The 6,048-nt window shown below is 57.6% G+C and carries 9 protein-coding genes; 5 read left to right on the top strand and 4 right to left on the bottom strand.

All coding sequences use genetic code 11. The features are described from left to right. Positions 1–103 precede the first annotated feature (103 nt). Genes ACOZ32_RS00915 through ACOZ32_RS00905 form a run of 3 tightly spaced genes read left to right on the top strand, consistent with a single transcriptional unit; the run spans position 104 to position 1,620 of the window. Entirely contained in the window at positions 104–709 is a 606-nt protein-coding gene (locus ACOZ32_RS00915; RefSeq protein WP_136361758.1) for a site-specific integrase, read from the top strand. Continuing rightward, positions 706–1,122: a hypothetical protein gene (locus ACOZ32_RS00910; RefSeq protein ID WP_285270792.1), complete on the top strand. Its 417-nt coding sequence runs from the start codon at positions 706–708 to the stop codon at positions 1,120–1,122. The genes ACOZ32_RS00915 and ACOZ32_RS00910 overlap by 4 nt, the downstream gene beginning before the upstream one ends. Positions 1,123–1,125: 3 nt before the next feature. Then, on the top strand, positions 1,126–1,620 hold the full coding sequence (locus ACOZ32_RS00905; RefSeq protein ID WP_285255571.1) for a metal-dependent hydrolase: 495 nt from the start codon (positions 1,126–1,128) through the stop codon (positions 1,618–1,620). A 221-nt stretch (positions 1,621–1,841) separates the two neighbouring features. On the opposite strand, the gene ACOZ32_RS00900 is transcribed toward ACOZ32_RS00905, so the two are convergent. The 4 genes from ACOZ32_RS00900 to ACOZ32_RS00885 form a co-directional block, all read right to left on the bottom strand. After that, a complete protein-coding gene (locus ACOZ32_RS00900) occupies positions 1,842–2,285 on the bottom strand; it encodes a PIN domain-containing protein (RefSeq protein WP_285255570.1) in 444 nt (147 codons plus the stop codon). After that, positions 2,282–2,575 carry an AbrB/MazE/SpoVT family DNA-binding domain-containing protein gene (locus ACOZ32_RS00895; RefSeq protein WP_285255569.1) on the bottom strand — a complete coding sequence of 98 codons (294 nt, stop codon included), beginning with the start codon at positions 2,573–2,575 and terminating at the stop codon, positions 2,282–2,284. The genes ACOZ32_RS00900 and ACOZ32_RS00895 overlap by 4 nt, the downstream gene beginning before the upstream one ends. A 368-nt stretch (positions 2,576–2,943) precedes the next feature. After that, on the bottom strand, positions 2,944–3,753 hold the full coding sequence (locus tag ACOZ32_RS00890; RefSeq protein ID WP_285255683.1) for a hypothetical protein: 810 nt from the start codon (positions 3,751–3,753) through the stop codon (positions 2,944–2,946). A 290-nt stretch (positions 3,754–4,043) separates the two neighbouring features. Further along, the gene (locus ACOZ32_RS00885) at positions 4,044–4,385 is read right to left on the bottom strand and encodes a DUF6176 family protein (RefSeq protein WP_285255684.1); all 342 of its coding nucleotides are present in this window, start codon (positions 4,383–4,385) and stop codon (positions 4,044–4,046) included. Positions 4,386–4,592: 207 nt separating this feature from the next. Here ACOZ32_RS00885 and ACOZ32_RS00880 point away from each other — a divergent pair, with 207 nt between their 5' ends. Next, positions 4,593–5,453 carry a ParA family protein gene (locus ACOZ32_RS00880; protein ID WP_285255685.1) on the top strand — a complete coding sequence of 287 codons (861 nt, stop codon included), beginning with the start codon at positions 4,593–4,595 and terminating at the stop codon, positions 5,451–5,453. Positions 5,454–5,455: 2 nt separating this feature from the next. Further along, on the top strand, positions 5,456–5,881 hold the full coding sequence (locus ACOZ32_RS00875) for a hypothetical protein (protein WP_285255686.1): 426 nt from the start codon (positions 5,456–5,458) through the stop codon (positions 5,879–5,881). Positions 5,882–6,048 lie beyond the last annotated feature (167 nt).

Raw genomic sequence — 6,048 nt, 5'->3', positions numbered from 1 at the left:
AGCAAACCGCAGATACCCCCTGAAATGGCCTAATCGGCCGATCACACACCACCGTTTCTGATGCTCGACAGATATATGGTGCAAGGTTGTTTTAGAAGTACCTATGCGACTGGAGGCGACCGCGAAAGCGGACGAATACAAGGTCTGGATGACCGACGCCGAACTCGACGAACTCCGCCGAACGGCGGCGAACCATCGCGACGATCTCATCATCCAGCTCGGTGGCTACGTCGGCCTCCGAGCCTTCGAAATCCCCCAGATCCGCCCGGAGCACGTGAAACGCACACCCGACGGCGACCACTACCGGCTCCGGGTGCCAGAGGGCAAGGACACGACTGGGAACGGCGGGAAGCCACGCGACGCCTATCTCCCGGCCGACGTCGAGGGTGATATCCATCGCTACCAGAATGCCGAAGATATAGCGCCAGACGATTTATTGATCGATCTCACCGAGCGGGGCGTCCGCGACGTCGTGAAGCGTACCGCCGAGCGTGCAGCCGCCGAAACCGGCGACGACGACTATCAGTACGTGAGTTCGCACGACCTCCGTCGACGCTTCGCCCAGCGTCTCCTCGTCGACCGGCAGATGAATCCCCGTGTCGTGATGGCCGTCGGTGGCTGGGACTCCTTCCAGGCCATCGAACCATACCTCAATGCCCCGACGGCCGAGGTCGTCAACGACGCCTTCGAGGAGGCGGGGCTCGCATGACCGAGGACGACGTCGATCCCGAGAACCCGCGACCGGCGGGGCACTACCCGCGGTTCAGGGATAACGAGTGGCACTACGTTCCAGACGAACTCGCACAGACGATCTCGCTGGGACCGGGCGGCGACGGCGAGGAAGGGCAAGACTGGGTGCTCACGTACACGCCGGAACAGCGAGATGAGGATGACCGCGAGAAAGTCCTTGTCCGGCTGACGCCACGCTCGCTCCAAGAGCTCTATGTCGAGACAAAGAACCTCTCACCGGACGCCCGGCAGGCAGGGCATACAGCTGAGTGCGACCTCTGCGGTGAATCCGTCCCGCTCGAGAATGCTGTCCCGAACCCGAGAGGCGAGCCGGCACACAAACAGTGTTACGTCGACGCCTACGGCGGGCCAGAGTGGCTCCAAAACTACTAACCCATGCATCAAAAAGGCCACTACGGCGCGGCGTTGGTCGCCTACGCGCCCATTGTGTTCATCCTGACTGCGCTCGGCTACACCACGCTCGGAGTGCTCGGTGGTGTCGTCGTCGTTGGCGGGGCCATGCTTCCCGACGTCGATCAACGAATCCCCGGCGTGAAACACCGAGGACCAACACATACCGTGTGGTTCGCGCTCGCTGTCGGCACGGTCGTCGGTGTCGGTGGCCTACTACTGGGGGCGTCCCGTGGGGTGCTGGCCGCACTCGGGACGGGACTGTTCGGCGCCGTCGTCGGGACCCTCACCGTGGTAGCTCACATCCTCGCCGACGTGCTCACACCGACCGGTGTCCGTCCGTTCGCGCCCGTACGTGGCGAGAAGTACACGCTCGACGTCGTCACGGCTGCGAACCCGATAGTGAACTACGCCCTGCTTGTGCTCGGCGCCGTGGTCGCCGGTGTGGCGGTTGCCGGCGGGTTCGCGCTTGGTGGTTAACCAACAATCGGACCAATGGAACCGGCGACTGTTGGTTAAGACCGTGGACAGGAGCAGGCGTACGCCATCGTCGCTGCTGGGCCGACGCCTACGGTCCCCCGATGGTTCACTGATCACACGTAGCGAAAATCGGTGAAACTGAAGGATACGCCAGCGAGGAAGTTGGTTTCCGGGACGCGAGGGTAGGGTTGGAGCGGTAGAAACAGGTGCCCAGAACAGAATCAGGCCGGTTCTTCGCGGATTTGCTGCACGTCGACATCCTCCGACAGGTCACCGAACTCGGGGTCCGCTCCGACGACGAGTGTTGCTTGTTCCTCGAGCGCCAGCGCGGCAGCATATGAATCGCCGAGTGAGATACCGCCTGCGCCTTTGATTCTGGCTACACTACTCCAGGGGGGTGTCTCGACTGTCACGCCATAGCCACGAAGAACACGTAGATCCTGCTCGCCGGTCTCGAATTCGTCGTCACTAGGCGGGATTTGGTTCGGGTCACCGGTCTCAAGACGCGCTATCTTATAGAGTACCTCGGTTGCGGTGGCGTGGGAGATTGCGCCACTCGCCGCTTCGCTTTCGATTGCCTGCAGTCGCTCGGTTACGTCCTGAGCGCCCGGTTCATCGTAGAAGTATGCGATGAGCGGCTCTGTGTCGAAGACGTAGTCCGTCATTGATGTCGCTCTTCGAGGCTCTCGTCGCGCTCACGTTCGAGGTGCTTGTCTTCTTCGTCCATCTCCTGCAGATGCTCGAGGACGTCGCCCGTTTCGTAGCGCCCAGCATGGACGCCCTGCATCTCTTCGACGGAGGGGAGTGGTTCGACTACGATTTTCCCCTCCTCTTCGTGGATGAGTACCTTCCCCGGCGTGTCGATACCGAACCGTTCCCGCAACTTCTTGGGGATCGTCGCCTGTCCTTTCTTGGACACGCGGATGACTTCCCCGCCATCAGTACTACTGGACATACTTGTATTACACTTAGAAACCGTACTACTAAAATCTGTTCGTCATACTCTCTGCCGATGCCTTACATCATAGTATATAGAACTCTTACTTTTAGCGTTACACAAGTCCGAAAGCCGTATACAATCGGCCCATCCCCGGAATTTCTAGCCTTATATGACTAAGAATGAGACGTTCGTCGCTTGGTTACTGGTTACGGTTACAGGTTACGGCAGGCAGTTTCTCCAAAACCTCTATATGAACGCGGGAATGTGTTCTAGGTGAGCGCGGAAGGTGCCGCGTGGAGGCTGTATGACCATGACCCGTAAGCCCTGAGGCGCAAGCCAACGGGCGTCGACGATGGACGTGGGTGCAGCAATCCCACCTGACTCTAAATCTCCGATAGTCGTGACGCTAGCTCCTCGTAGCCCTGACGCCTGGCATACCCTGCAACCGGGCGAAGCGAACGATTGAATTCGTCAGGACTACCCCCGCCCATCCAACCTCGATACCAACAGTTCACACGGCTCTCAACCGACTCGGCACGGCGCTGCGTTATCGGCTCAACTTCGACCGGATTGGCGCTGGTGAACAGCGAATTATACGCACTCCCCCATCGGTCGTTGAAATCTTCCTTCGTTTGCGGCGCTTCAGGATCAACCGCTGAACAGTGTCGAGGATGGTCGATCTGCCGGGCAAGATGATTCGCGGAAACGTCGGCAAGGAGTGAAGCAGGATAGTAGTATTCTGACTGAATGCATGTCACGACTGGCGGGACATCTTCGGAAATCCCGTGGTAAGCCCGCCCAAATCTGTCTGCCTTATCGGCAGCCCCGTCGAGAATAACGAGAGCGTCGTCAGCAGCTAGCTCATTCACCAACACCGCAGACTGAACTGCTTCGACACGTTCCGGGTTCGAACCGTCCTGCCCCAAGTGCGAGGTTGCGATCACTCGGTCCTTGTTCTGGTCGGTGACTGCTTCGAAAAAGTCGATGCTCTCCTCGTAGTTGAGACGATGAGACTTGTCCTGAAACGGTCGGAATGCGTAACCGTCCGCTGCTTCGTAGATACTATCAAGCACGGGGAGCTCGTCGTCGCGCTCCGAGAGAACTGCCGTTGTGACCGTTATCCCGTCAATAGTGCTGGCGTCAATAGCGATAGAGCGGGTGTACTCTGAGTCACCGGCGTTAAACGGACGCACGGGCTACTTTATATCCAATCTCCTGCTTTATTTAGGGTTCTGATTCCATTCCTATAGCCACTGAACCAACGGTCGCACAACGCGGTTACTGGTTACGGTTACTGGTTACAGGCAGCAGTCTCTTACCCGCTCGACCGTCCTTTTCGTCCCGGTCTCTCGTGCAGCCTCGAGAATCTATGGAAGGGCTGTACGCAGCCTGACACGCATCAATAGCCACGCCACTGGCTTTGTTGAACTCTATTAGTGCGACACTCTCGTCTCTGGAACAGTCGCTAAGTAGATGTGCGAAGTTACCGGTCTGGATTTACGATGTGATACACCGGTTGAAGGCTCTCTACTGCTTGATTGCATATAAGACACTCTTGGAGAACCTGCTTATGCTCTACATCGATTTCGTGGGTTGATTCCGCAAACGCTTCCTGTGCCTCCTGAACGTCCTCGGCTTCCATATAGGTCACCAGAAACGTCCCGTGAGAGGATTCCTCAAGGAATACTGACTCCGTTGCTACGTCTTCGTCCTGTAGGGTTTCGACGACCTCGTCTGTTCGGTTGCTGACTTCCTTCAGCCATCCGTTCAGCTTTGAGACTTTCTCCGGTTCAACCTCCTGTTTCACTAATATCGCCTCTGTCATAGGATACACAATAACTGTATCTCAACAAAAATTTTCGCCTGTTCAGTACTTCATATGTACTTAGCAATTGAGAGCCCAGATCTATCGGTGACTGAGGGTTTCACCAAAGCCAGATACCTGCATCTCTCCAGCATCAACGTCGCGAATACCGGCAGATACTGAGCGTCTGACGTATCTTTATGTAACGTGGTTACGGTTACTGTAACCGTGACTCGTAACACAGCGCGCGCCGCCTTCTACGTCCAAAAGGGAGGCGTCGGAAAAACAACCTCAGCAGCCCACGTCGCCACAGCTGCTGCAATCGACCATGACCTCGACGTTGTCCTCCTGGACCTTGCCGGCACCCAGAACGACCTCGCCACTCAATTCGGCATCGTCGACGCTGTTGACGACCCTGACGCCCCGATCTCCGCAGTCTTCGGCGATGACTGGGATTTCATCGTCAACAACATCCCAAATATTGTCGACCGCATGGTCTACGACACTGGCGAAGGCCCCGACCTGATTCCCGCCGACACCGGCATCAGCGGCGCCGACAATAACCTTGCTTCCGTCCCTGTCGAAGATCGCTACCTGAAACTTGACTCGTTCATCAGCGAACAGCTCGCAGATCGCTACGACCTCGTCGTTCTGGACTTGCCTGGCAAAGAAGACAACATTGCTCTCAACGGCATCTTCGCCGCCGAACATGTTGTCACGCCACTCTGCCCTGGTGCGTTCGAACGCGACCAACTCGATAGCCTGCGGGAGGACCTCGAAGCGATCCGTGAGGACCTTCGCGATGTCCTCGACGCATATGACGTCCATCCCCACCTTTCGATGGTCATCCCGACGATGATTTCCGGAGCGACAAAGCAATCCAGCGAGTTCGTCGACGATCTCGAGGAAACCTATCCCGATGTCGCCGGCGAGCCGGTGGCAGACAGCCAGAACATCGGCAACCTCCAATCCGAGGGGCGGACGCTGTTCGCAGCAGACGATGACGAGTTGTACCAGACGGGCAAGCGCGCTCGCGAGGCATACCGAACGAATACCACCACCCTGCTCGATCACCTCGAACTCCAGTAATCATGACTGACCAACAATCCGACGTCGACGCCGAGGAAGCGCTCCAGGCGGCGAAAGAACAGAAGCGCCACACCTCACAGGCAACCAGCGTCGAGGAGGACCAGGACGTCGCTGTCGACCGCGTCACCGCGATCAAAGATGCTCTCCTCGCCATCGAGAATGGCGAGTCACCGGAGAACATCAACTTCCGCGACGCGCAACTGAAGGCACTCCTCGTCGGCCTCGATGACGTTGACGAGCTCGGCGAAGCTGCCCAGCGGATTAGTACCGTTCTCGACGACGACGTTAATACGGAAGACGCGGTCTCGCAGAGTGACCTTGCCCGGCTGCTGATTCGTGTTGGACTCCGGGAGGCTCTTCCGGAAGTGCGCAAGGATGCAACAGAAGCTGAACAGCAGAAGGCGCTAGAGCAGACTGGTGGTTACTGAAACAGTATACGTAACCTGTAATCGGATTCAGTAACCAAAACATGCGGCTGAGAAGCGTGTAGATTCTATAAAGCGAAATAGCGTTTACGGCGCTTCTCAGCTCTCTCGTCTCACCGTTCTGAACGGGTACTTCTGGAACGCACCCTCCGGGGAAGACGGCTTGAAAA

The sequence above is a fragment of the Halobacterium sp. MBLA0001 genome (assembly GCF_049705385.1).
Taxonomy (GTDB): domain Archaea; phylum Halobacteriota; class Halobacteria; order Halobacteriales; family Halobacteriaceae; genus Halobacterium; species Halobacterium salinarum.
Note: the sequence above shows the minus strand (reverse complement) of the source record. Positions and strands in the feature narration are given on the sequence as shown.

Coding starts and splice junctions, on each gene's coding strand:
- ACOZ32_RS00915 (WP_136361758.1), top strand. CDS start 104: ATGCGACTGGAGGCGACCGCGAAAGCGGACGAATACAAGGTCTGGATG.
- ACOZ32_RS00910 (WP_285270792.1), top strand. CDS start 706: ATGACCGAGGACGACGTCGATCCCGAGAACCCGCGACCGGCGGGGCAC.
- ACOZ32_RS00905 (WP_285255571.1), top strand. CDS start 1,126: ATGCATCAAAAAGGCCACTACGGCGCGGCGTTGGTCGCCTACGCGCCC.
- ACOZ32_RS00900 (WP_285255570.1), bottom strand. CDS start 2,285: ATGACGGACTACGTCTTCGACACAGAGCCGCTCATCGCATACTTCTAC.
- ACOZ32_RS00895 (WP_285255569.1), bottom strand. CDS start 2,575: ATGTCCAGTAGTACTGATGGCGGGGAAGTCATCCGCGTGTCCAAGAAA.
- ACOZ32_RS00885 (WP_285255684.1), bottom strand. CDS start 4,385: ATGACAGAGGCGATATTAGTGAAACAGGAGGTTGAACCGGAGAAAGTC.
- ACOZ32_RS00875 (WP_285255686.1), top strand. CDS start 5,456: ATGACTGACCAACAATCCGACGTCGACGCCGAGGAAGCGCTCCAGGCG.